This window comes from Lysobacter sp. A378, assembly GCF_054052125.1.
This window is the reverse complement of record NZ_JBSVRK010000001.1, coordinates 348,239-371,380: the sequence shown is the minus strand read 5'-3', so window position 1 is coordinate 371,380 and position 23,142 is coordinate 348,239. Positions and strand designations below refer to the sequence as shown.

The 23,142-nt window shown below is 65.6% G+C and carries 15 protein-coding genes and 1 pseudogene; 9 read left to right on the top strand and 7 right to left on the bottom strand.

Features of this window, described 5'->3' with window-relative positions; translation table 11 throughout:
• Positions 1–35: 35 nt before the first annotated feature.
• Complete coding sequence (locus ACW7G1_RS01590; RefSeq protein ID WP_456978020.1) at positions 36–938, bottom strand: hypothetical protein; 903 nt, start codon at positions 936–938, stop codon at positions 36–38.
• Positions 939–1,069: 131 nt separating this feature from the next.
• Here ACW7G1_RS01590 and ACW7G1_RS01585 point away from each other — a divergent pair.
• A pseudogene (locus ACW7G1_RS01585) lies at positions 1,070–1,249 on the top strand (coproporphyrinogen III oxidase); the annotation flags it as partial.
• 503 nt (positions 1,250–1,752) lie between these two features.
• Here ACW7G1_RS01585 and polA read toward each other — a convergent pair.
• Positions 1,753–4,542 carry a DNA polymerase I gene (polA, locus tag ACW7G1_RS01580; RefSeq protein ID WP_456978019.1) on the bottom strand — a complete coding sequence of 930 codons (2,790 nt, stop codon included), beginning with the start codon at positions 4,540–4,542 and terminating at the stop codon, positions 1,753–1,755.
• A gap of 118 nt (positions 4,543–4,660) precedes the next feature.
• On the opposite strand from polA, the gene ACW7G1_RS01575 reads away from it, so the two are divergent.
• Positions 4,661–4,954, top strand: coding sequence for a DUF2782 domain-containing protein (locus ACW7G1_RS01575; protein ID WP_456978018.1), 294 nt, complete (start codon positions 4,661–4,663; stop codon positions 4,952–4,954).
• Positions 4,955–5,025: 71 nt separating this feature from the next.
• Positions 5,026–6,456, top strand: coding sequence for an MFS transporter (locus ACW7G1_RS01570; RefSeq protein ID WP_456978017.1), 1,431 nt, complete (start codon positions 5,026–5,028; stop codon positions 6,454–6,456).
• An 86-nt stretch (positions 6,457–6,542) separates the two neighbouring features.
• Here the strand turns inward: ACW7G1_RS01570 and ACW7G1_RS01565 are convergent, their stop codons facing one another.
• Positions 6,543–11,336, bottom strand: a complete 4,794-nt coding sequence (locus tag ACW7G1_RS01565) for a putative Ig domain-containing protein (protein WP_456978016.1) — start codon at positions 11,334–11,336, stop codon at positions 6,543–6,545.
• Between the two features lie 278 nt (positions 11,337–11,614).
• On the opposite strand from ACW7G1_RS01565, the gene ACW7G1_RS01560 reads away from it, so the two are divergent.
• The 4 genes from ACW7G1_RS01560 to ACW7G1_RS01545 all read left to right on the top strand — a co-directional run bounded on the left by ACW7G1_RS01560 (position 11,615) and on the right by ACW7G1_RS01545 (position 13,898).
• Positions 11,615–12,145: a phage tail protein gene (locus tag ACW7G1_RS01560; RefSeq protein WP_456978015.1), complete on the top strand. Its 531-nt coding sequence runs from the start codon at positions 11,615–11,617 to the stop codon at positions 12,143–12,145.
• 53 nt (positions 12,146–12,198) lie between these two features.
• Positions 12,199–12,729: a phage tail protein gene (locus tag ACW7G1_RS01555; RefSeq protein ID WP_456978014.1), complete on the top strand. Its 531-nt coding sequence runs from the start codon at positions 12,199–12,201 to the stop codon at positions 12,727–12,729.
• A gap of 70 nt (positions 12,730–12,799) precedes the next feature.
• Complete coding sequence (locus ACW7G1_RS01550) at positions 12,800–13,330, top strand: phage tail protein (protein WP_456978013.1); 531 nt, start codon at positions 12,800–12,802, stop codon at positions 13,328–13,330.
• Between the two features lie 10 nt (positions 13,331–13,340).
• Complete coding sequence (locus ACW7G1_RS01545; protein WP_456978012.1) at positions 13,341–13,898, top strand: N-acetyltransferase family protein; 558 nt, start codon at positions 13,341–13,343, stop codon at positions 13,896–13,898.
• A gap of 123 nt (positions 13,899–14,021) precedes the next feature.
• Here the strand turns inward: ACW7G1_RS01545 and uvrD are convergent, their stop codons facing one another.
• Positions 14,022–16,214 carry a DNA helicase II gene (gene uvrD / locus ACW7G1_RS01540; RefSeq protein ID WP_456978011.1) on the bottom strand — a complete coding sequence of 731 codons (2,193 nt, stop codon included), beginning with the start codon at positions 16,212–16,214 and terminating at the stop codon, positions 14,022–14,024.
• Here uvrD and ACW7G1_RS01535 point away from each other — a divergent pair.
• Together ACW7G1_RS01535 and ACW7G1_RS01530 are read left to right on the top strand one after the other, a co-directional pair.
• Positions 16,200–17,207, top strand: coding sequence for a hypothetical protein (locus ACW7G1_RS01535; protein ID WP_456978010.1), 1,008 nt, complete (start codon positions 16,200–16,202; stop codon positions 17,205–17,207). The genes uvrD and ACW7G1_RS01535 overlap by 15 nt on opposite strands.
• Positions 17,208–17,255: 48 nt before the next feature.
• Positions 17,256–18,068: an alpha/beta hydrolase gene (locus ACW7G1_RS01530; protein ID WP_456978009.1), complete on the top strand. Its 813-nt coding sequence runs from the start codon at positions 17,256–17,258 to the stop codon at positions 18,066–18,068.
• Positions 18,069–18,220: 152 nt separating this feature from the next.
• On the opposite strand, the gene ACW7G1_RS01525 is transcribed toward ACW7G1_RS01530, so the two are convergent.
• From ACW7G1_RS01525 to ACW7G1_RS01515, 3 genes are read right to left on the bottom strand one after another with little or no spacing between them, the layout of a single operon-like run.
• Positions 18,221–19,093: a universal stress protein gene (locus ACW7G1_RS01525; protein WP_456978008.1), complete on the bottom strand. Its 873-nt coding sequence runs from the start codon at positions 19,091–19,093 to the stop codon at positions 18,221–18,223.
• Positions 19,094–19,106: 13 nt separating this feature from the next.
• On the bottom strand, positions 19,107–20,591 hold the full coding sequence (locus tag ACW7G1_RS01520; protein ID WP_456978007.1) for a SulP family inorganic anion transporter: 1,485 nt from the start codon (positions 20,589–20,591) through the stop codon (positions 19,107–19,109).
• Positions 20,592–20,606: 15 nt separating this feature from the next.
• Positions 20,607–23,006: a DPP IV N-terminal domain-containing protein gene (locus ACW7G1_RS01515; protein ID WP_456978006.1), complete on the bottom strand. Its 2,400-nt coding sequence runs from the start codon at positions 23,004–23,006 to the stop codon at positions 20,607–20,609.
• Positions 23,007–23,142: the final 136 nt, after the last annotated feature.

Genomic DNA, 23,142 nt, shown 5'->3' with positions numbered 1-23,142 from the left:
GAGCGGCGAAAGAAGTAAAATAAATTGGAGACGCGTCATTGGCAGTGTGCCGGCGCAGTATATTCGGCCAAACATTTATTATCGTAGTGGACCGCCGATACCAAGGAAACAACATAAACAATGACTGCACCTCCACAGCCAGCTAGGGTGACGCCTCCTCCACCCAGCGTTCCCCCCGCTAATAGACATGCATCACCAGCGATGAACATTAATCCGATCGTCGTAGCAGCTGTGACATTTGCAGTGAAACAAGAGTCGGCGCGATTACTTTTGAAATCGTCGTAATCCTCTGCCCAACAACGCTGGAACTGCTCGGCCTCGGCTGAACCCCCGCTGTGGGGATTTCCATAGACAATGCCACCAGGCCGGTAACCCCACCCGCTCCCGGCTCCACCAGTCATTATATTTGGTCGGCGTGCAGTGACCGACACTTTGTCCAAGTCGTGGGTTTCTTCGTCCTCGTCGTCTTCAGGGGGGTCCGCGAAAGCGGACTGATTGGGGGTGGGCGCGGCAAAAGGCTGAATCTCACAAAAGATCTTGCCTGGGGGTGGCTGACATGGCCCCAGTTCCCGCCGGTAGGCATACGAATAATTCGCCAGTTTTGCATCGGCCAATGCGGCTTCAAAATCTGCCTTCAGCCTGATGCGCTCAGACGGGTTCGACTCCGCCGCGGCCAATGCTTGGTCGAAAGTGAACTCGAACGATGCACCACCCGGAGTTTCAATAAAAAAACGCCTAGTCTCGCCGTCGGCCGCAACGATGGTCCCATCAGGTGCGACCATCCTGAACAGCTTGTTCGCTGGATCTGCCTGAGATCGAGTCATTGAAATTTGTGCGTGGGCAGCATTCATTGCGCCCAATGCCCCGAACAGAAAAACCGCGGTCACCACTCCCCTTTTGAACATCATGTTCCCCCCAAGCCTTGCCTTGCGCATCACGCGAAAGTTGGAGCGCAAACTAACTGCAGCACATCATGTGCGGCGACATACGTAGCACAAAATTAACGGGCGGGTCAAGGGGTAGTTTCCCTTAAATGCCGAAAGTTACTTGGCCACAATCTGGCCTCGATCGCGGCGAGGCACGCGGCGTCGGCGGTCTGTTCTTCGATAACCTGCGCGAGGAGTTCGAAGTGACTTCGCCTATCAGCTCACGCCGGAAACGGTTTCCTCAACACCTACCTGCCAATCGTCGAGCGCCGCCGCGACATCCAAAGCACGGCGCATGCGAACGCCAGCTCCAACTGTACCGATGAGACCGCTAAGTCGAGTCCAACCTGGTGTTCGACCCGACGTCCTGAGCGCATGCTGCGCACAGCGGGCATGGACGTCCGCAGTCGGCAAAGTCAGAGCCTCACCACACCGCCATCCGTCAAATGCCAAGCAAAAAAAAGCCCCACCGGCAGGGGGGCCGGTGAGGCTGGTGGAGCGGGACCTGGGGAGGGGTCTTCGCTCCGAGATCACTCCAGGGGAGGGAGAGATCAGCGACAGGCGTTGCACCTGTCGCGAGCATATGACCACTAATCACATGGATGGTTCGTGAAGATGGGACCCGGGGCGATGGAATAGTTCAGGAGTGATTCAGACGAACAACGTCGGCAAACGTGCTGTTAAAATCACGTTAATTCACAAATTTGAATTCCAGTTTGCCGAAGTTGGCATTCGGCGGAGTTAACCCTCTCTATTCGCGGTTAACTCCGATTTCGGCGTCGTCTCATCGATCGCCGCGACAGCAACCGGCCGGTTGGAACCGCCATCAATGCGCTTCGTCCCAGTTCATGCCGATCCCGCTGTCGACCACCAGCGGCACCCGCAATTCCGCCGCGGCGGTCATTCGCGCAGGAACTTCGGCCAGCAACGTGTCCACGAAGTCGGCATCGACCTCGAACACCAGCTCATCGTGGACCTGCAGGATCATCAACGCCCGGTCCGCGTAGGCGGCCAGCCACTGGTGGATGTCGATCATCGCCCGCTTGATCACGTCCGCCGCGGTGCCCTGCATAGGCGCGTTGATTGCCGCGCGTTCGGCGCCGGCCCGCAGGCCCTGGTTGCGCGCGTCGATGTTGTCCAGGTACAGCCGGCGTCCAAACACGGTCTCGACAAAGCCCTGCTCGCGCGCCTGTTGCCGGGTGCGGTCCATGTACTCGCGCACCCCCGGATAACGGCTGAAGTACAGGCCGATGTAGTCCTGCGCCTCCCCGCGTGAGACATCCAGCTGCTTGGCCAGGCCGAACGCGCTCATGCCGTACATCAGGCCGAAGTTGATCGCCTTGGCGGCGCGGCGCTCGTTGCCACTGACCTCCTCGATGGTCTTGCCGAACACTTCCGCGGCGGTTGCCCGGTGGATGTCGACCCCGGCGTCGAAGGCGCGCAGCAGGCCCTCATCCCCCGACAGGTGGGCCATGATCCGCAGTTCGATCTGCGAGTAGTCGCAGGCGACGATGCGGCGGCCTTCCGGGGCGATGAAGGCGGTGCGGATGTGGCGGCCGTCGACGGTGCGGATCGGGATGTTCTGCAGGTTCGGATCACTGGACGCCAGCCGGCCGGTCGCGGCGCCGGCCTGGTGGTAGCTGGTGTGCACGCGGCCGGTGTCGGGGTTGACCATCAGTGGCAGCTTGTCGGTGTAGGTGCTGCGCAGCTTGGCCAGGCTGCGGTAGTCCAGGATCACCCGCGGCAGCTCGTGCAGGTCGGCAATCGCCTCCAGCGCCTCCTCGTTGGCCGAGGGCTGGCCCTTGGGCGTCTTCACCAGCGCGGGCAGCTTGAGCTCCTCGAACAACAACGCGCAGACCTGCTTGGGCGAGTCCAGGTTGAAGGTGCGTCCGGCCAGCTCGGTCGCCTTCTGCTGGGCGGCGAGCATGCGCTTGCCCAGATCGGCCGACTGCCGGCGCAGTTCGTCGGCGTCGACCAGCACGCCGTTGGCCTCGATGCGCTCCAGCACCGGCACCAGCGGGATCTCGATCTCGCGGTAGACCTTCTCCAGCGCGGGCACCTCGCCCAGCCTGGCCGACAACACGCGGTGCAGCCGCAGGGTGATGTCGGCGTCCTCGGCGGCATAGTCGCTGGCATCGTCGATCGCGACCTGGTTGAAGGTGATCTGCTTGGCACCCTTGCCGGCGACGTCGGCGTACTTGGTGGTCTGGTAGCCCAGATAGCGCAGGGCAAGCGAGTCCATGTCGTGACGGCTGGCGGTGGCGTTGAAGACGAAACTTTCCAGCATGGTGTCGTCGGCGTAGCCACGCACCTCGACCCCGTGCCGCCGCAGCACATGCAGGTCGTACTTGCCGTGCTGGCCAAGCTTGCGCTTGCCGGCATCGCCCAGCACGGGCCGCAGGGCGTCCAGCACTTCCTCACGCGGCAACTGCGCCGGCGCGCCGGGGTAGTCGTGGCCAACCGGGATATAGCAGGCGCGTCCGGGTTCGACCGCGAAGCTCAGCCCGACCAGGTTGGCGCGCATCGCGTCCAGCGCGTCGGTCTCGGTATCGAAGGCGAACTCGTCGGCGGCTTGCAGCTTCGCCACCCACGTATCCAGCTGCGCGCGGGTCAGCACGCACTCGTACTCGCCGGGCGCTGCCAACGCCGGGTCTGGCACGTCAGTCGCTGCGTTGCTGCTGCGCGCGTAACCGGCGGCGGTGTTGCGCACGCTGCCGGTGTCGCTCGCGGCGTCTCCCGGGCCGCCTTCCAGATCACGCAGCGCCTGCTTGAAGCCATAACGCGCGTACAAGCCGCGCAGGTCATCCACGTGCTGATCGCGCAGGACCAGATCGTCCGGCGCACGCCCCACGTCGACATCCAGCTTGATCGTGGTCAGGGTGCGGTTGAGCGGCAGCCGCGGCAGCGCCGCGCGCAGATTCTCGCCGATCTTGCCCTTGATACCATCGGCATGGGCGATCACGCCGTCGAGCGTCCCGTACTCGGCCAGCCACTTGGCCGCGGTCTTCGGCCCGCACTTGTCGACGCCGGGAATGTTGTCGACCTTGTCGCCCATCAGCGCCAGGTAATCGATGATCTGGTCGGCCCGCACTCCGAACTTGCCGATCACGCCGGCATCGCTGTCCAGCCGGCTACCGCTCATGGTGTTGACCAGCGCGATACCGGCGCGCGGCGCACCGTCGTCGTCATGGCTCGCTCGCACCAGTTGGGCGAAATCCTTGTCGCTGGTGGAGATGGTCACGTCGATGCCGGCATCGGCGGCCTGCACTGCCAGAGTGCCGATCACATCGTCGGCCTCGACCCCATCGATGCGGATGATGTCCATCCCCAACGCATGCACGATGTCGCACATCGGCTGCACCTGCGGGCGCAGGTCGTCGGGCATCGGCGGACGGTTGGCCTTGTACTGCTCGTCCAGGTCATCGCGGAAGGTCTTGCCGGGCGCATCGATCACGAACGCCACGTAATCGGGCTTCTCTTTCAGCGTCGCGCGCAGCATGTTGACCACCCCGAACAGCGCACCAGTCGGCTCGCCATCGGCGTTGGTGAGCGGCGGCAGCGCGTGGAAGGCGCGGTAGAGGTAGCTGGAACCATCGATCAGGACGAGTCTTTTCATGCCCCTGATTCTACGTGTCCCGGTCCGGGGCCGGCCTGGCCGCAAACCGCTGGCTCGATCACCACACCAATACCCGCCGGCAGGTACCCTGTGGGCTCCCAGCCAAGAGGCACCTCCGATGAAAATCCTGTCGCCGCTGCTTCTCGCGCTGTTGTTGCTCCCAGCCGCCTGCGCCACTACCGCCATCAACGACGACCCCACCGCGATGCTGGAGAACCCGGTCGTTACCCAACGGGTGGAGACCAACGGCGACGTAATCGAGGAATACCGGGTGGCCGGCCAGCTCAAGGTGATCAAGGTCACACCCGCGCGCGGCCCGACCTATTACCTGCGGGACGAGAACGACGATGGCAAGCCCGACGACGGTTCGCCGGTGTCGCCGGTGTACTGGGAGTTGTTTGAATGGGACTGAGCGCGTTCAGATGACCCCTTGTCCAGGCTGCTCTCCCAACGCGATAACCGGACTGCATTGACAGATCCAGCATGAGACGTGAACGCCTGCTGCCGCTGATTGTCGCGACCGCGCTGTTCATCGAGAACATGGACTCCACCGCGATCACCACCTCGCTGCCGATGATTGCGGCGGACCTGGGGGTGGAGGCGGTGAGCCTGCGGCTGGCGTTGACCACCTACATGCTGGCACTGGCGGTGTTCATCCCCATCAGCGGCTGGATCGCGGACCGTTTTGGCGCGCGGCCTACTTTCATGGTCGCCATCGGGGTGTTCCTGCTCGGCTCGCTTGCCTGCGCCATCGCCGGCTCATTGGGCCAGTTGGTGGCCGCGCGGTTCCTGCAAGGCGCCGGCGGCGCGATGATGGTGCCGGTAGGACGGTTGGTGCTGTTGCGTTCAATCCCCAAGGACCGGCTGCTGCAGGCACTGAGCTGGCTGACCATCCCTGCGCTCCTTGGGCCGATGCTTGGCCCTCCGCTGGGCGGGCTGATCACAACGTACGGCCACTGGCGCTTCATCTTCCTGATCAACCTGCCGATCGGCCTGCTCGGCATCTACATGGCCTGGCGTCACATCCCGATGTTGAAACAACCGGTGCGCCCGCTGGACTGGTTGGGCTTTGCGCTCTCGTCGAGCGGGCTGGCGCTGACGATCTTCGGCTTTTCCATCCTGGGCCGGCACCTGGTCAACCTGTCAACCGCGCTGGGCTGCCTGCTGGTCGGGCTGATCGCGCTGACTCTGTATGTATTCCACGCCCGCAAGCACCCGCACCCGTTGATCCAGTTGGACTTGCTGCGGTTGCCGACATTCCGCATCGGCGTGCTGGGCGGGTCGATCTTCAGGATCGGTGTCGGTGCGATGCCGTTCCTGCTGCCGCTGATGTTCCAGCTCAGCTTCGGCCTGAACCCGCTTCAATCCGGATTGCTGACCTTCGTGTCCGCGGTCGGCTCGATGTTCATGAAGTCGATGGCGCCACGGATCATCAAGTGGTTCGGGTTCCGGCGAGTGCTGGTGGTGAACGCGCTGATCGCCTCGTTCCTGCTGTGCGGCTTCGGCCTGTTCCGCGCCGATACGCCCTACCCGCTGGTGATCAGCGTGTTGCTGATCGGCGGGTGCTTCCGCTCACTGCAGTTCACCAGCCTCAACGCGATCATCTATGCCGACGTCGACTCCGCCCGCATGGCACCGGCCAGCAGTTTCGCCGCCATGGCCCAGCAGGTCTCGCTGGCGATCGGCGTCACCATCGGTGGCTATGCACTGGCGGTGTCCAGCGCCGCCACCGGGCAGCCGATGGACGCGGCGATCAACTTCGGCTTCGCCTTCCTCACCGTCGGGCTGATCTCCGCCAGCTCGGTATGGATGATGACGCGCCTGGCCCGCGATGCCGGCGCAGAGATGGCCGGCCGCGCCCAGGGTGGCCGCGAGGTCTCCGAGCCCCGGCCGGCGCAGCGCCCGGGGACTTGAGCGATCCGGTGTCGTCATCCCCGTCCGCAGTCAAACAAAAATATGAAAAAGGCGACGACGACAAGTGGCATCCGAAGTAGTCGCCGTCAGTATTTCTTCTCGACCTGCAGCGTCACCGCCTGGTCATCGGCGCCGCTGTTACCGAGCATGCTGCGGTACTCCAGCCTCAAGCCAAAGTTGTTCACCGTGCTCCACCCCGCACCGAGCCCGATCACCAGCCGGTCGCGATCGAAGCCGTCGATGCCGGCGCGGTAGATCGGCCCCATCGGCAAGTCGGCGTAGCGTATCGCCGCCAGGCTGTCGGCCTCGATGTCATGCTGGTATTCCAGCCGCAATTGCGGGGCGAATGTGCCCCACTCCCGTTCGTGCAGGTAATCCACGCGCACGCCGAGGCCGGTGGTGGTGGTGTCGATGTCCTGCTCGGCAAAGGCCAGCGCGTACACCGGATCGCCATGCTCGACGTAGTCATCCAGCGTCGCCTGTGCCACGTCCAGGCGCGCATAGGGCGTGACGCCCCATTGCGCGCGTTGCCACTGATAGCCGGCAGCCAGCGATGCGAACCATTGCTGGCCATCGCGGTCGCCGCGCACCTGGGCACCATTGGCGGTGACATGGCGGCGCAGTTGGAACGACAACCATTGGTGGCCGATCAAGCCGTCCAGATAGAAGTGGTCGCCGGGGTGATAGCTGGCGTAAACCACGGCGCTCCAGGCATCGGCCTCGCTGCGGCTGTCGTGCTCGCCGATGTCGCTGACATCGCGGCCATAGCCGAGGCCGCCGCCCAGCGCGAAGTCCGGGGCGAGGTGGTAGTCGGCACCGAGGCTGACGCCGCTGGTCTCGAACTCGAAGCCGCTGGCGCCGCGTCGCGGATCGTAGTCGCCGAATCGCATCGCGCCGCTGGTCCATATCCCGAACAAGCGGGATGTCGCGTTGGGCGAAGCACCCACGGCCTTCGGATTCCGCACCGGTGCCTGCTCGTCGCCAAGCGGACGTGGGCAAACGCTGCCAACGCCCTGCCAGTCGCGATCGCCACACGGCTGGTCGATTGCCACCGACAAACCGCTGTCAAAACCGGCGGCGCCGCCACGACTGCTGTGTAGATGTTCCAGTCGCTGCTGGAAGTTGCCGATCTGGCCGGTGGCGAAACGGCGGGCGGCCTGGACCTGCGCGCCCAGCACGCCGAGCACCTCGGCGTCCTTCGAGGGATCCGGCCGCGCAGTCACGTTCACCGTGACGATGCCCACTGACGAGGTCGCATAGGCATTGCTGAGCGTGAAGCTGACCCGTGCCGCGCCCACATACGTCGCGGCGGCGGCGAAATCGAGTCGATAGCCATCGGCGCCCTTCACGATGGCGCCGGTGCCGGCCGAGGTCGGCGAGATCGAGAGCAGTTCGGCGCCGGTGAACGGGCCGCCTGTTGCCTGCCTGGTGAGCTCCACCTGCACCATGGTGCCGGCGATGGCGTCTACCGTCTGCGCCACGACCTGTGGCACCGGGTGGACCTGCACCGTGACCGTGGCCGGCGGCGACGCGCCGAACGCATTGCTCAGCGTGTAGGTGAAGCTGATCGGACCTGCGGCATCGATGGTCGGGGTATAGACGATGTCCTCCCCGGAAACGATGGCGGTGCCGCGGGCCGGCGCGCTGGCCAGGGTCACGGCGGTGAACGGACCGCCGGTCGCCCCTTCGGTGGCATGGATCGTCACCGCCGTACCGGCCAGCGTGGTCGCGGTGTGCGCCACGGCCGTGGGCACGGCCAGCGGCGTCACCGTGATGGTGACGGTCGCCGGCGCGGAGGTGCCGCCTGCTCCGGTGGCGGTGTAGGTCAACGTGTCGCTGCCGAAAAAGCTGGTGGCCGGGGTGTAGACCACGTCGAGCCCGTTCACCGTCGCGGTGCCGTGGGCCGGTGCGCTGGCGAAGGCGATGCTGGCGATCGGTCCGCCGTCGTTGCCGGTCACCGCGATGGTGACCGGCTGGTTGGCGGACGTGCTGGCGCTGTCGTCCACGGCCACCGGCGCGGCGATGGCGACCGCCAGCGTGTAACCCTGCGTGCCGGTGAAGTTCAGGCCGTCGCTGGCGGTTACCGTGAAGCCGAAGCTACCCGATACGCTCGGCGTGCCGGCCAGCAAGCCATTGCCTGCCAGGCTCAGGCCCGCCGGTAGCGCGCCGGCGGTCACCGTGAAGCTGTAGCTGCCATCGCCACCGCTGGCGGTGAGCGCCTGGCTGTAGGCCGCAGCCTGTTGGGCGGCCGGCAGGCTGGCCGGAGTGATCGAGATGACTGGCGCCGCGACAGCCAGGGAATACGTCCTCATGACGGATGCCGGCGCACCGGCGCCGGTGCTCGCGTCGGTGACCCTGACGCCAACACTGAAGCTGCCGCTGACAGTCGGCGTGCCGGCGATCAGGCCAGTACTGACATCGAGACTCAGGCCGGCCGGCAAGGCGCCGCTGGTAATGGCGTAGCTGTAAGGCGCCACGCCGCCGCTGGTGGTCAGCGTCTGGCTGTAAGCGGTCTCGGCGGTGGCGTTCGCCAGCGTGGCCGGGCTCAGGGTGAGCGTGGGCACGTCGATGCCAAGGACATAGGCCCGGGCGCCGATCTGGCCGTAGGCATCGGTGACCGTGACAGTGAACGAGAAGCTGCCCGCCGCTGTCGGCACACCGGACAACTGCCCCGCCGAGGATAGCGCCAGGCCCGCCGGCAGGGCGCCGACCGTGACGGCGTAGCTGTACGCCGCCACCCCACCACTGGCACTAAAGCTGGTGGCCGGATAAGCGGTGCCGGCCGAACCGGCGGGCAGCGATGCAGGCGTCAGCACGATGCTGGGCGCGGCAACCTCCACGGTGTAGCTCTGCGTGATCGAGAACGGGGCGCCGCTGCCGGTGCTGTCGTCGGTGGCCGTGACCACGACAGGATAGCTGCCGGTCTGGGTCGCCGCGCCCGCGAGCACACCCGTAAGGGTATTGAAGCTGAGGCCTTCGGGCAGGGTTCCGTTCAGCACGTAGCTGTAGGGACTGGTGCCGCCACTGGCGGTGAACGTCTGCGAATCGGGGGCGGCATACGTCAGTGGCAGCGTGCCACTGGCGGGTGTCAGCCCCAGCGTTGGATCACTCACGGTGATGCTGACGGTGCCCGGGGCCGAAGTGCCGCTCGCATTTGTGGCTGTGTAGGTGAAGCTGTCCGGGCCGACGTAGCCAGCATCGGGTTGGTAGGTGATCGTGGTACCGCTGGCGACCGCAGTGCCGTGGCTCGCGGCGGTGCCGATGGCCACTGAAGTGGGCGTGCCGCCGGTGATGTTCAGGGTGATCGGATTGGCGCCGCTGCCATGGGCGACGGTGGCGCTGACCGGGTTGGCCACCGGGGCTCCGATATAGGTGAACTCGGACTGCGCGCCTGTGGCGCTGGTGCCGCCGGCGGTGGTGACCGTGACATCCACGCTGCCGGCGCTGCCCGAAGGCGCGGTGGCGATGATCGAGGTTGCGCTGGCGACGGTGAAGCCGATCGCATTGGCCGCGCCGAAGCGGACCGCCGTGGCGCCGGCGAAGTCGCTGCCGGTGATCGTCACCGTCGTGCCGCCGGCAGTGCTGCCGGTGTCGGGGGCAATCGACGTCACCTCAGGTACCGGGATGGGTGCCATCGGCGTGACGCTGTTGGAGGGCGCCGACGCGGCACCGGTACCGGCATTGTTGGTGGCGGTGACAGCGAAGGTATAGGCGGTGCCGTTGGTCAGGCCGGTCACGGTGATCGGGCTGGCCGGGCCGTTGGCCGTGATGCTGCCGGGACTTGAAGTGACGGTATAGCCGGTGATCGCGGAGCCGCCGTCATCGGCTGGCGCGGTGAAGGTGATGCTTGCCTGGGCATCTCCGGCGGTGGCGGTGCCGATGGTCGGTGCATCCGGGGGTGAGGCGTTGTCGATCGTGATCGAGACCATCTGCGCGCGGAAATGGTCGCCGCCGGTGGAGCTGCTGGTGCTGTCGTCGTGGCGCAGCGAGAACGTATAGGTGCCCGCGGCGGTCGGCGTGCCGCTGACCAGGCCGGAGGACGACAGGCTCAGGCCGGGCGGCAAGGTGCCCAGGCCGCCCTCGACCTGATAGGTGTAGGGGGCGGTGCCGCCGGAGCTGGCGAACTGCAGGTTGTACGCCACGCCGACGACGCCGGCGTCCGGCGCATCCGGGGTCAGGTCGAGCACCGGGGCGGCGATGGTGACCGAGTAGCTCTTGCTCGTCGTAATCGGCGTGGGCGTTGTCGAATCGGACACGTTGACGGTGAACGTGTGCGGGCCGGAGGCCGTGCTGGTGCCGGAAATCACTCCCGTCGACGACACCGAGATTCCCGGCGGAATCGTCCCCGACCCCAGCGAGTAGGTGTAGGGCGCGGTGCCGCCGGAGGCGCTCAGGGGTTGGCTGTAGGCGACCCCGACCGCCGGGGCCGGCAGGCTTGCCGGACTGATGGTTATCGGGCTGGTGGCGGGTCCGATCGTGACGTTGAAGGTGACCTGGGCCGAGAGTTCATAGTCGTAGAGCACGAACGTGTCGGACAGATCGCCGCCGCCGTCGTTGGTATAGATGACCGCGTAAACGTTGGTGGGGACTCCTCCAAACGCCAGCGAGCCGTGACTGGGGGCCACGACGGGCGTGTGATCGAAACCAACCGAGTCGTTGCAGCCGAAGGTGGCGCTGGCTCCGGAGGCGATCGACTGGACCTCCGGCGAGGTGCAGGTGGCCCAGGCAGGCCCGGCCATGCCGAAGGCCAGGCACAACACTGCCAGCCAACGCTTCCAGCGACCCAAGCTGCCCAGCCACCGTGATGTCACCATCCATGGTGATCTGCGGGCGCGCGAAATCGTCGACGTGCCGGCGTACTGCGCTGCCTGCTGCTGCATGAGTTGTTCCCCTGAGTACGGGTGACGTCGATCGACGGACCCGCCACCGAACGCATCGGTGTTGTCGAGATTCCATTGCGCAGACATCGGCACTCGGCCGGCTGCTCCCCAATTCGGGCCATTAAAACAGGAACGGGTCACGGTTTATAGTGCTGATTTCAGGTTTATGATCGACTGTCAATACCGCTTCGACGCAAATTCCCTGTTGCCATTTACAAACCTGAAGGGGAAAGTGCGCCGACGGCCCATGACGGACCGTATCAACCAGGGGGATGGAGATGAGTGAAGTCTTTCTCGGGCAGATCATGACCACGGCGTTCAATTTCGCGCCGCGCGGTTTTGCCCTGTGCAATGGACAGCTGATGCCGATCAGCCAGAACACCGCGTTGTTTTCCTTGCTTGGCACGCAGTACGGCGGCGATGGGCGGACCACCTTTGCGCTGCCCAACCTGCAGGGACGGGTGCCCGTGGGTGCCTTGCCATCGGCGGACCCGTCGTGGCAACCGGCGCCACATCCGATCGGCGAGGCGGGCGGCGTGGAATCGGTCACCCTGATCCCCACCAATCTGCCTTCGCACAGCCACCAGTTGCAGGGCACCAGTGCCGCCGGCACCTCGCGCTTTCCGCTCGAAAACCTCTATGGAGCCAACTCGAGCGCGTTGTATGCGCCCGCAAGCGCCGCCCGGGTGCCACTGGCTGGTGGCAGCCTGGCCGGGGCCGGTAACAGCCAGCCGCATCAGAACATGCAGCCGTACCAGGTGATCAATTTCTGCATCGCGCTGCAGGGCATCTTCCCCTCGCGCAGCTGACGCGTCCCGGCCATCCAGGCCCCGCGCCACACGTCCACAATGGAGTACGGACCATGAGCACACCTTTCGTCGGAGAGATCCGGCTGTTCAGCTTCTCCCGCGTCCCCAGCGGCTGGTTTTCCTGCGACGGCAGCCTGCAGTCGATCGCCGAGAGCGAGGTCCTGTTCGCCTTGCTCGGCACCACCTACGGCGGCGATGGCCAGAGCACGTTCGGGCTGCCCGACCTGCGCGGCCGGGTGCCGCTGCACAACGGCAGGGGACCCGGCCTCACGCCGCGGGTCATCGGCGAGTCCGGTGGCAGTGAGAGCGTCACTCTGGTAGCCAGCCAGTTGCCTGCGCACACGCACCTGCTCGGCGCCACCGGTACGGCCGCAAGCGCGACCATGCCGGCAGCGACGCTTTGCCTGGGCGGAATCAGTCCCGACACCATGTACGTGTCCGACCTCAGCGGAGCGACGCCACTGGCGATGGCGGCGGCTTCGGTCACGTCGACCGGCGGCAGCCAGCCACACGACAACCTGATGCCAACGCTGACCGTGCAGTACTGCATTGCGTGGGCAGGCATATTCCCGTCGCAAAACTGACCCACTTCGGCTCAAGCGCCGTGAAGGCGCACACCGCGCATGTCGCGGTCCATCAATCAGGGGATTTTCCATGACCCAACCATTCGTTGGCGAGATTCAGGTCTTTGGCTTCAACTTCGTGCCACCCGGCTGGGCGCAATGCAACGGTGCGCTGCTGCGCATCCAGCAGAACAGCTCGCTGTTCGCGCTGATTGGCACCACCTACGGGGGTGACGGCCAGACCACGTTCGCCCTGCCCAACCTGACCGGCCGCGGGGCCTGCAACCAGGGCCAGGCGCCCGGCCTGTCCCATCGCGTCGCGGGCGAGACATTCGGCGCGCCGTCGGTGACGCTGACGTCAAGCGAGATGCCGGCGCATCAGCATGGCCTCACCGCGTATACGCAAGCCGACACGAGCAAGCGCACCAGCGGCCCGTCCAGCGGCAGCGCGCTATCCAACCCCACGGCCAGCGCGCCGTTTGCCGAGACCGGTCCGGCAGTGGGATTTGCGCCGGACTTGATCAGCCCGAGCGGCGGCGGCCAGCCGCACGAAAACCGGCAGCCCTACCTCGCGGTGAGTTTCTGCATCGCGTTGGAGGGCGCATTCCCCCAGTTCGACTGATGCGTCGCTGGTGAGCCGGCCGCCACCGTTCCCGAGCGGAGCGGCCGGCATCGAACCGACCGTACCGAGCGTGCTGCACCAACGCGGCATCGCGCTCCGCCCGGCGCGCGATGCCGACCTGCCGTTCCTGCGGCAGCTGTACCAGTCCCTGCGCGCCGAAGAACTGGCGCCGCTGCAATGGCCGCCCTCGGCGGTGCAGGTATTTGCCGACAGCCAGTTCGCGCTGCAACACGCGCACTACCTCGACCATTACCACGGCGCCGATTTCCTGCTGGTCGAACAGCACGGCGAACCGGTTGGACGCTACTACCTGTTCCGCGGAGCGCCGGACTATGTCGTCGTTGATATCAGCCTGTGCGCGGGCACGCGACGGCAAGGCGTCGGCGGCGCACTGATCGCGCATACCCAGCGCGAGGCCAGCGAGCGCGGGTGTGGCGTGCATCTGCACGTGCGCTGCGACAACGCCGGTGCCAAGCGCTTGTACCGGCGCCTTGGCTTCACCGAAGGCGCCGATCACGGCGGGCATCTGTCGATGTCCTGGCGCCCGACCATTGCCCCTGCCAGTTGAAAACTACCTGGCACAAGACCCCCTCGCGCTCACGCGCCAAAAGCTCCATGTCTGTCCGCTGTTCCCGTCCCCTGTCCCCGATGGCAATCATCGCTCGCGTCGCCGCAAACGAGTTGCAAGCGCTCAACCCGGCTGCAGGTTCGCGTACGCCAGCACCAGCCACTTGCTGCCGACATCATCAAAGTTCACCTGCACCCGGGCGTGCGCACCGCCGCCTTCGAAGTCGGTGACCACGCCGGTACCGAACTTGGCGTGACGCACGTTCGCGCCCAATGGCAATGCAGGCGTCTCCATCGCGGCGTGGCCGTAGTCCCGGCGCGGCGCACTGTTGAACATCGGCCGTGAGACCTGCAGCTTCGGGCGCACCTCGTGCAGCAATGCGGCGGGGATCTCGCGCAGGAAACGTGATGGCACCCCGTACATTTCCTGGCCGTGGATGCGCCGCGCCTCGGCGTAGCTGAGCACCAGTTTCTCGCGGGCGCGGGTGATGCCGACATACGCGAGACGGCGCTCCTCCTCCAGTCGGCCGGCTTCCTCGATCGACTTGTTGTTCGGGAACAGGCCCTCTTCCAATCCAGCCAGGAACACCAGCGGGAACTCCAGCCCTTTCGCGCTGTGCAGGGTCATCAACTGCACGCCGTCCTCGCCGGCCTGGGCCTGGCCTTCGCCGGCCTCCAGCGAGGCGTAACTGAGGAACGCAACCAGCTCCGGCATCGCCGCCACGTCGTCCTCGTCGTTGCGGACAAAACGCGCGGCGACCGAGACCAGCTCGTCGAGGTTGTCGGTGCGCGAATCCAGCGAGCCCTTCGACTCGCGCGCGTAATGCTCGCGTAGCCCGGAGCGTTCGAGCACGTGGTCGATCTTCTCCTGCAACGGCATCTCGACGATGTCGGTATCCAGACCGTCGATCATCGCGATGAAGCCCGCCAGCGCATTGCGCGCACGCGCGGCCAGCAGGGTCTCGGTGGTCAGCCAGCGTGCGGCGACCCACAACGGCGCACCGTCGGCCCGCGCGCGGCGACGCACTTCATCCAGCGTGCGCTCGCCGATGCCGCGCGTGGGCGTGTTGACCGCGCGCTCAAACGCGGCGTCGTCGTTGCGGTTGGCGACCAGCCGCAGGTAAGCGAGCGTGTCCTTGATCTCGGCGCGCTCGAAGAAGCGCTGGCCACCGTAGACGCGGTACGGCACCTGCTCGCCGAGCAGGGTTTCCTCGAACGCGCGCGACTGCGCGTTGCTGCGATACAGGATCGCGACATCGCCGTGGCTGCCGCCGTCGCGCACCCACTGGCGCAGGCGTTCGACCACGAAGCGCGCCTCGTCGATCTCGTTGTAGGCCTGGTACAGGTCGATCGGCTCGCCGCTGTCGCTATCGGTCCACAGCTGCTTGCCGAGGCGGTCCGGGTTGTGCGCGATCACCGCGTTGGCCGCGTCCAGGATATTCGCGCTGGAGCGGTAGTTCTGCTCCAGCCGGATCGTCTGCGCGCCCACGCCGCTCGCGCCGAAGTCCTTGAGGAACTTCTGCATGTTCTCGACTTTCGCGCCGCGCCACCCGTAGATCGACTGGTCGTCGTCGCCGACCGCGAACACCTTGCCGCTGTCGCCGGCGAGCAGGCGGATGAAGCCGTACTGGATCGCGTTGGTGTCCTGGAACTCGTCGACCAGGATCTCGCGGAAACGGTGGCGGTAATGCGCCAGCAACGCCGGGTTGTCGCGCAACAGCTCGTGCGCACGCAGCAACAGCTCGGCGAAATCGACCAGCCCGGCGCGCTCGCAACGCTCCTGGTACGCCTCGTAGCAACGGCGCATGACGTCGGTCCACTGGTCACCCGGCTCGGGTTGTAGATGCTGCGGCCGACGTCCTTCGTCCTTCTGCGCGTTGATCCACCACGCGATCTGGCGCGGCGGGAACCGGGTGTCGTCCAGCTCCAACCCCTGCACCACGCGCTTGACCAGCCGCAGCTGATCGTCCGAGTCGAGCACCTGAAAGGCCTCCGGCAGCTTCGCCTCCTGCCAGTGCAGCCTCAACAGCCGGTGCGCCAGACCGTGGAACGTGCCGATCCACATCCCGCGCGCGCCGTTGCGCAACTGCGCATCGACCCGGTGGCGCATCTCGGCCGCCGCCTTGTTGGTAAACGTCACCGCCAGGATGCCGTGGGTCGGCACCCCGAAGACCTCGTTGAGCCAGGCGATGCGGTGGGTCAGTACGCGGGTCTTGCCCGAGCCGGCGCCGGCCAATACCAGATAGTGACCGGGCGGCGCGCTGACAGCCTCGCGCTGCGCCGGGTTGAGCGCGTCAAGCAGGTGGGAAACATCCATCGGGTCATTCTACCGGGCGCCGCGCACCGCGTACCTGCCGACACGCGTTGCTACGACGTCGCCACGCTCGCGCCGACGCTGGCGGCATGGGAGTATCGGAGCATGCGTAATTCCATTCGATCCAGCACCGCCTTCCTGGTACTTGTAACGGTCATCTCTGGCTACGCCAATGCCGGCAGCACCATCATTCCGTTCACGGCCAACGAACACAACAACATCGTTGTCAGGGCAGCCTTGAATGGCGCCGACTCAGTCAACCTGATGCTCCACACGGCGAGCTCCGATGTCACATTGACGGAAGAAGCAGTCGCCGCTTCGTCCGGGATTGTCTTTACAGACACCCATTCCGTTAAAAGCTGGGGTGGCGAATCCGATTCCCGGGTAAGCGTGGGCAACGACATCACGATCGGATCGTTCCATCGCGACGACATCACCATTTGGGAAGACAAGAATTCCGGCGTCGCCACCGACGGCAAGTTCGGATTGGATTTTTTTCAGGGCCGCATGATTGAAATCGACTTTGCCCGAAACATCATCCTCACCCATGACAGTTTGCCCGCAAAAGCACAGCAGTGGCATCGGCTGGATCTGGACACATCGAATGGCGACCTCCTGTTTGTCGAAGCCGAGCTGACCCTCGCGGGACAGCCATACAAGCACCGGTTTCTGGTCCACTCCGGCTATTCCGGGGGCCTTCTTCTCGACGATGAATTTTCCGCGAGAACGGGCCTGAAGGAGAAAATAGATGTTACGGAAACCAGCAGCCTGAAAGACTCTTTCGGGAACAACATTGAAGTCCACAAAGGAACCTTGCCCGTGCTTGCCCTTGGCACCACTTCGCTTCAGGACGTTCCGGTCGGATTCTTCGCCGGCTCTGTTGGAACGCAGAAAATGAGCGTCATGGGGATGGACGTCCTGAGGCACTTCAACTTGATCTTCGACCTACAGGGCAGTGCCCTCTACATCAGTCATCGCGCCCATCCCTATTCCTGAGCGGAACAGGCAGGCCCGCGGGGCAAGTACGAGCGACATCAGGTTCCCATGAGTCAAGTTTCAAAAACATTGGCGACTGGCGCGGTACTGATCGGCTTGATCTACTTGGCCATCTGCGGGCTGCTCTACCTGTCCCAGCGCTCCTACATCTACTACCCCACCAACCGCAGCGTCGACACGCCCACGATCACCCTGCACCGGGCCGATGCGCAGGTTCTGGTATCCACCAACGGCATCGACAGCGACCGGGCCGCACTGTATTTCGGTGGCAACGCGGAAGATGTATCCCAAACGATCGGGCTATTGAGCCAGGCGTTCCCGGATGTCGCCATCTATGCGATGCATTACCGCAGCTATGGAGGAAGCACGGGAACTCCGGCGGAACACGCGCTGGTCTCGGATGCGATGGTCTTGTTTGATCAGGTGGCCAAACAGCATCCACGGGTCTCCATTATCGGACGCAGCCTGGGAAGCGGAATCGCGGTCCAGGTTGCCGCGTCAAGATCCATCGAGCGGCTGGTCCTGGTCACCCCTTACAACAGCCTGCTGGAGCTGGCGGCCGAACGCTTCAAATGGTTTCCGACACGACTTCTGCTGCAGGATAAATATGAATCCTGGCGGTATGTCAGCCACCTGCAGATGCCAACCACGATCATCATTGCGGGCCATGACCGGATCCTCCCCAATGAGAGCTCGCAGCGTCTGGCCGATGCATTTCCTGCGGGCGTGGCGACGGTGGTCAGGATTGCCGAAGCGGATCACAACAACCTGTCGAGTTCGCCGGAGTACGTTGCGGCACTCGCCGGTCATGACGAGCCCGGAAGCAATCGGGAGGTGTTGGGTCACGGGCGATTGCGTTGATCCGGAGGTGTGTGGGGGTCAGGGCGGCGCAATGCGCTTCGCTTATTGCGCCCTAGATCCGCGGGCCCGGAACGTAGGGTGTGCCGGAACGTAGGGTGTATTAGCCGAAGGCGTAATACACCACCGCCATCGCGGGTGAACACACTCACCGCTCAACGCAACAGCAGCACCGCGATCTGGCAGTTGCGCACTACCTGGGTGGTGGTGCTGCCGACGATGAGGTTGCGGATGCGGGAGTGGCCGTAGGCGCCCATCACCAGCAGGTCGATGGACTGCGTGGCGACCTGTTCGGCAATCACGTTCTCGGGTGCGCCGGGCAGCGCGAGCATCTGCGGTGAAAAGCCGGCGGTTTGCAGTTGTGCCTGCGCCCACTGCATCGGTTCGCCCTGTACCTCGGCGGCATCGCCGACGGTCAGTACGTCACACGGCAGTCCGCGCAGCAGGGGGCTGGCGGACACCAGTTCGACGCAACGGCGGGTGGTGGCGCTGCCGTCGTACGCGATCATGAATCGCTGGATCGGCCGCCAGGCGCGCGGGGCCACCAGAACCGGCCGGCTCACGGCGCGGATGACACGCTCCAGGTGGCTGCCAAGATGGCCGCGCGCGAAGTCGGCGTTCTCGCCGCGCTTGCCCAGTACGAACAGCCGGATCTCGTCCTCCAGCTCAAGCAGGGTGTCCGCCAGTGGGCCATGGCGTTGACGGACGGTCGCCGCGGCGCCGTGCGTTTCGGCGATCCCGCGGGCCTGCTCCAGCATCACCCGCCCGCGCTGCTGGGCGAGTTTGCCGCGCTGCTCGTCCAGCAGCGTCATCTCTTCCAGCAGGTCTTCCTGGGTGCCCAGGTACAGGTTGCCGGCGAGGTCGATGGTGACCGGCGCGGCCTCGCGATCGATCGCGTGCATCAGTTCCAGCGGCGCTCCGAGCCGGGACGCCGCCCAGCCGGCGTGCGCGGCGACGCTGGCGGCATAACCGGACACGTCAATCGCGGCGAGCACGCGGCGTTCGGCAAACGTGGGGGCCTGGCTCATCACGGCGTTCTCCTCAGTGGCCGCCCATCAGGCGCTCGGCATCGGGCTTGTCATGCACGCCCAGCCGGTCGACCAGGGTGGCGCTGGCCTGGTCCAGGCCGATGACCTCCACCGTAGTCCCCTCGCGGCGGAAACGCATCACCACCTTGTCCAGCGCGCCGACGGCACTGAGGTCCCAGAAGCGCGCGTTGGAGACGTCGATGCTGACCCGCTGCAACACCTCGCGGAAATCGAAGCCGGCGGTGAATGCGCTGGCCGAGGCGAAGAACACCTGGCCGGTCACGACGTAGCTGCGCGCGTCGCCATCGTCATTGGCGACCGATGCCACGTGCAGCACGCGGCCGACCTTGCGGGCGAAGAACAGCGCCGACAGCAGCACGCCGGTCAGCACCCCGCGCGCCAGGTCGTGGGTGAACACCGTGACCACCACCGTGCCGAGCATGACGATGCTGGACGTGGTCGGGTAATGGCGCAGGTTCTTGATCGACGACCAGCTGAAGGTGCCGATGGAGACCATGATCATCACCGCCACCAGCACCGCCATCGGGATCTGTTTCACCCACGGCCCGGCAAACACCACCATCATCAGCAACACCGAACCGGCGACCAGCGTCGACAGGCGACCGCGGCCACCGGATTTCACGTTGATCACCGACTGGCCGATCATCGCGCAGCCGGCCATCCCGCCGATGAATCCGGTGGCGACGTTGGCCACGCCCTGGCCCACGCATTCGCGGTTCTTGTCGCTGGGGGTGTCGGTCAGCTCGTCGACGATCTGCGCGGTCAGCAGCGACTCCAGCAGGCCGACGACCGCCAAGGTGGCCGAGACCGGCAGGATGATCCACAGCGTTTCCAGGTTGAGCGGCACGTCCGGCAACAGGAAGATCGGCAGGCTGTCGGGCAGCTCGCCCATGTCGCCGACGGTGCGGATGTCCAGTTTCAGCACGACCGCGACGACGGTCAGCACCACGATCGCGACCAGCGGCGACGGAATCGCACGGGTCAGGTACGGGAACAGGTAGATGATCGCCAGCCCGGCGGCGGTCATCGCGTACACCGTCCATGGCACGCCGGTCAGCTCGGGCAACTGGGCCATGAAGATCAGGATCGCCAGCGCGTTGACGAAACCGGTGACCACCGATCGCGACACAAACCGCATCAGGCTGCCGAGCTTGAACGCCCCGGCGGCCATCTGCAGCACGCCGGTCAAAACGGTCGCGGCGAGCAGGTATTGCAGCCCGTGCTCCTTGACCAGGGTGACCATGACCAGCGCCATCGCCCCGGTGGCGGCGGAAATCATGCCCGGCCGGCCACCGGTGAAGGCGATCACCACGGCGATGGAGAACGAGGCGTACAGGCCGACCTTGGGATCGACCCCGGCGATAATCGAGAACGCGATCGCCTCCGGGATCAGCGCCAGTGCGACGACCAGACCGGCGAGCACATCGCCACGGATATTGCCGAACCACTCGCGGCGAAGAGGGGAGGTGATGGTCAAGGGAATGGCGTCAGGTCACGGGTTGGCGGCTTGCATCTGGTACTGCACCGGCGGCGTCGCGCCCATCAGGTGCTGGACGAAGTAGTCCCAGCGCCGGCGGGTCATGTAGTTGGTGTCCGCGCCGAAGCTGTGGCGGGCGTTGGGGAACAGCAGCAGGTCGAAGTCCTTGTTCGCCTTGATCAACGCGTCCACCACCAGCAGCGTGTTCTGTGGCGGCACGTTGTCGTCCATCATCCCGTGCGCGAGCAGCAGCTTGCCCTGCAGGTTGGCGGCGCGGTTCTGGTTGGCCTGGGCGTCGTAATTGCTGCTGCCATCCTTGTTGGCCACCTCCAGCCCCTGCCACTTCTCGGCCCAGTCGTCCTCGTAGCTGCGGTTGTCGTGGTTGCCACTCTCGGAGATGCCGACCTTGTAGAAGTCCGGGTAGGTCAGCATCGCATCCACGGTCGCGTAGCCACCGCCGGAATGACCCCAGACACCGACGCGGTCGAGGTCGATCCACGGGTGGCGCGCGGCGAGTTCGCGCAGGCCGGCAACCTGGTCGGGCAGGGTGTTGTCGCCGATGTCGCCGTCGAAGGCATCGTGGAACGACTTGGAACGCCACGGCGTGCCCATGCCGTCGATGGCGATCACGATGAAGCCCAGTTCCGCCAGCGCCTGGTGGTCGCTGCGCGCGGCGCTGAAGCTGCGGCCACGCACCGAGCCGGTCTGCGGGCCGGGGTAGATGTAGTTCACTACCGGGTACTTGCGCGACTCGTCGAGGTCGGTCGGAGTGAACATCAGCCCGTACAGGGTGGTCTTGCCGTCGCGGGCGGTGACCGTGACCGGGGTCGGCGGCACCCAGCCGATGGCGCGCAGGCGGCTGTCGTCGGCACGGGCGATCTCGGCGATGGTGCTGCCGTCGTCGGCGCGGCGCAGCAGCGTCACCGGAGGCGCGGTCGGGGTCGAGTACGAATCGGCAAAGTAGCTGCCGTCAGGCGACAGGGTCACGGTGTGGTTGGCGTCTTCGGGGGTCAGCAGTACCGGCTCGCCACCGTCGAATCCGACCTTGTAGAAGTGCTGGTAATACGGGTTGCGGCCATCTTCCATGCCGACGCCGCGGAACCAGATGGTGCGGGTTTCGGGATCGACCCTGAGTACCTGGGTGACGTTGCCTTCTCCGGTGGTGATCGGGTGCTTGAGCTTGCCGGTGGCGAGATCGTGGAGATACAGGTCGCCCCAGTTGGCGCGCTCGGAGAACCAGATGAACTCGTTGGTGTCCGGGTCGGCGCTGGGCAAGTAGTGCCAATTGACCTTGCCGTTGCCGCTCTCGAAATAGGTCGGTGCGTGCTCGTGGTAGACCTCGCGCACAGAGCCGGTGGTGGCATCGGCGACGCGCAGCCAGGTGTCCTTGTGGTCGCGTGAGGTGGAGGCAAAGGCGAGCGTCTTGCCGTCCGGCGCCCACTGCACGTCTTCCCAGCCGCCGTCGCAGCTGACGTCATCGCACAGGGTCGAGCGGTGCTGGTCAGGTGGCATCTGCAGGCGGGTGACGGTGGGTGTGCCTGAAGCGGTCGCGCCCACGTCGATGATCACCCGCTCGATCATGGTGACGTGCTCGTCGCCGGCGAACGGGTACTTCCAGCGCTCGACCTTCGGCGCGCCGACGTTGGTGCCGACCAGCACCATCTCGCTGGTCCTGCGCTGGTCCTGCTGGAAGGTCGCGATCTTGCTCGAGTCCGGCGACCACACCAGGATCGCGCGGTCGCTGTGGGTCCAGCCGGCGTTGTCGGTGGCGTAGCCGTAATCGGTCACGCCATCGGTGGTCAATTGGGTCTCGACGCCGGTGTCGATGTCGCGCACCCACAGGTTCCAGTCGCGGATGAACGCAGCCCGCTTGCCATCGGGCGACTCGACCACCGGCTCATTGCCGGGCGTGCCGGCCGCCTCGCTGCCTGGCTTGCGGGTATCGGTACCGCGCGCCGCCACGCAGGCCGGGGCGGCTTGCAGGTCGCAAAGATAGTGCTGTTTATTGCGCAAGCTGATGTCGAGGCGACCATCGGCGGCGATCTGGACGTCGGCAATGGCCAGTTTGGTGACGTCCACATCCTCGGCGCCCGCATCGGTCAGCGCGGCCGCCAGGAGGTCGCGATCGAATGCGGACGTGGCCTTACCGGTGGCGGCCTCGACCCGCCAGAAATGGTCGCCGTCGGCGTCGTGGTCGCGGAACCAGAAGTGGTCGTCGTCCTGCCACACCACCGTGTTGACCGCGTGGTCGAGCAGCGGCGTGGTGTTGTAGCCCAGGAACGCTTCCGCGCGTGCGTAGTCGTCGGCCGTCAGGTCCCGCGGCGCGTCCTGTGCTGCCGCGGGCAGCATCGTCGTCGCCAGCAATCCACTCACCAACGCACCGTAGAACCGAGATTTGCCATTCATCGCACCCATTGATTTACCCCTGCCGGTCGACTGGAACGCCACCAGCGGTAGGCTGGCGCGACGTAGACCATAAACCGGAACCATCATGCCGCGCTCGGCGGGTGCCGCTTATACTCGCGCGCTGTACGACGCGAGCGATCGACCA